Source organism: Collinsella sp. Sow4_D11 (assembly GCF_052116465.1).
Taxonomy (GTDB): domain Bacteria; phylum Actinomycetota; class Coriobacteriia; order Coriobacteriales; family Coriobacteriaceae; genus Collinsella.
Map to the genome: position 1 here is coordinate 1 of NZ_JBQKLA010000058.1, position 1,616 is coordinate 1,616.

General features: G+C 32.6%; 7 protein-coding genes. 1 reads left to right on the forward strand and 6 read right to left on the reverse strand.

Annotated elements, in window-relative coordinates:
• The first annotated feature begins 106 nt into the window (after window positions 1-106).
• Window positions 107-316, forward strand: a complete 210-nt coding sequence (locus ACTQ40_RS10440; protein ID WP_142960439.1) for a hypothetical protein — start codon at window positions 107-109, stop codon at window positions 314-316.
• Here ACTQ40_RS10440 and ACTQ40_RS10445 read toward each other — a convergent pair.
• From ACTQ40_RS10445 to ACTQ40_RS10470, 6 genes are all read right to left on the reverse strand, one after another.
• Window positions 306-461, reverse strand: a complete 156-nt coding sequence (locus ACTQ40_RS10445) for a hypothetical protein (protein WP_010822645.1) — start codon at window positions 459-461, stop codon at window positions 306-308. The two genes, ACTQ40_RS10440 and ACTQ40_RS10445, sit on opposite strands and share 11 nt — an antisense overlap.
• A gap of 5 nt (window positions 462-466) precedes the next feature.
• Window positions 467-631, reverse strand: coding sequence for a hypothetical protein (locus ACTQ40_RS10450; protein WP_441564110.1), 165 nt, complete (start codon window positions 629-631; stop codon window positions 467-469).
• 99 nt (window positions 632-730) lie between these two features.
• The gene (locus tag ACTQ40_RS10455) at window positions 731-1,060 is read right to left on the reverse strand and encodes a DUF771 domain-containing protein (protein WP_141442174.1); all 330 of its coding nucleotides are present in this window, start codon (window positions 1,058-1,060) and stop codon (window positions 731-733) included.
• Between the two features lie 15 nt (window positions 1,061-1,075).
• Window positions 1,076-1,279, reverse strand: a complete 204-nt coding sequence (locus tag ACTQ40_RS10460; RefSeq protein WP_002296611.1) for a helix-turn-helix domain-containing protein — start codon at window positions 1,277-1,279, stop codon at window positions 1,076-1,078.
• Window positions 1,280-1,302: 23 nt separating this feature from the next.
• Window positions 1,303-1,461, reverse strand: a complete 159-nt coding sequence (locus tag ACTQ40_RS10465; RefSeq protein WP_432490584.1) for a phage antirepressor KilAC domain-containing protein — start codon at window positions 1,459-1,461, stop codon at window positions 1,303-1,305.
• Window positions 1,427-1,616, reverse strand: a 190-nt coding sequence (locus ACTQ40_RS10470; RefSeq protein WP_441564111.1) for a phage antirepressor KilAC domain-containing protein, incomplete at its 5' end; no start/stop codon positions are given. The genes ACTQ40_RS10465 and ACTQ40_RS10470, both read right to left, overlap by 35 nt.

A 1,616-nucleotide genomic window follows, 5' to 3' on the forward strand; every position in this document is an offset into this window, starting at 1 on the left:
TTTTCGCTCCGGATCATACTGGAGCTTTTTGTGTTTCATATTCATTTTCCGTTTCTTCCTTTCTGGTATAATTTTCTTATCAGCAAGTGGTCTGCTGAAATAATTTATGATTGGTGGTGAAAATATTATGGGTATTAAGATAAATGGTATGGATAACTTAAGAAAAAAATTAAATGATCCTGCTACACTTGCAAAAAAAGCAATGGATAGTAAGGGTGGCCATCCTATAAAGTGTCCTAATTGCGGAAAAACAATCAAAGTAACATCAAATGGTGCTAAGTGTACTTGTGGACAGAAAATAGAACTTAATTTTTAAGATCTACATCAAATTCAACTGAAGCCAATTCGTCTGCCAACGTTTTGGCTTCTTTTATTAATCCAATTAATCTTTCTGCTTTTTTTGTAGCTTCTTCAATTCCTTTAACTTCCACATTAATTTGTAATGACTGTTCCTTCTGCATTTTTTTCATCTCCCATTCTGATTTTGTTTCACTCCTGATAAAATTTTCTCAATTTTCTCTTGACGAGTAGTTATTCTCCTAGCTAATTCTTCCGATATTTTATTAATGCCACATTGCGGGTTTACATTAATATTTTTTGGATCATTGCTACTCTCAATAGCTTGGAGCATTTTTGCTATCTCTTCTGGTGTTCATTCGATTGTTATTTTCATGTTCTGCCTCCTTAGTTATTTTGTTTGTATTTGTTGCATTGCCCTTATTTACAAGTTTTAGTTGCTCCCTTTCTTTAAAATATCTGCAAAATTTTCATCTAAAAATTCAAGCATTTTTCTTCTTTGAAAAAGATAGGTGTCGCGACCGTCCCCTGGATAATAAACAAAACCATCTTTATTTTTATCTATATCTAATATTTTTCTATATCTGGGATTTTTCAATACATTACTGGTAAACCATTCATATCCACGATTTACCCTGTCTAATACTTCTTTCAACGTCATCCAGTTTCCTGTCTCATCAGCTTTTTTTAATTCTTCATATTCAACTTTAGAGATAATAACGTAATCTGAAGGTACTGGAATTTTAGCTTCTAGATATTGCATTAGTTGTTCCTCCCTTTACAATTCGTACATAGTGATAATCGAATCTATAATTCTGTTTGCTTCTGCAGAAGTCTTTTTACCGTTTAAAATCAAAGATAAGTAGCTTTTGCTAATGCCGAATCTTTCAGCAAGCATGGTGTAAGTTAAGAACTTTGAACTTTCGACATATTCTTTGATTTTTTCTCTATCTCGTTGAGTGATTTCTGCAATGTCAGTCATACTAAAACTCCTTTCTAACCAATTTACTCTAAATCCATTTGAGGGTAATATCCTTCTTTTTTTAGTAATTCGTAGATAAATAGACGCCCTTTCTGTGTCCATTTGGTATTCATTACAACTTTAGTGCCACCATCGGCTTTCGGAATCTCAGTTGTATGAGATTTTGTGTATCCTTGGTTCATGTGTTTTTTTGCACAATAACCATTGGTTACCGACTTTTTTCTGAATACCTAGTTTATGAAGTAATTTATTCATCTGTTGTGGAGACATCCCATAATCTGCTGCAATCTGACTAATTGTTACTGAATCTGTAGAAGATAATATGCTATCTAAATAG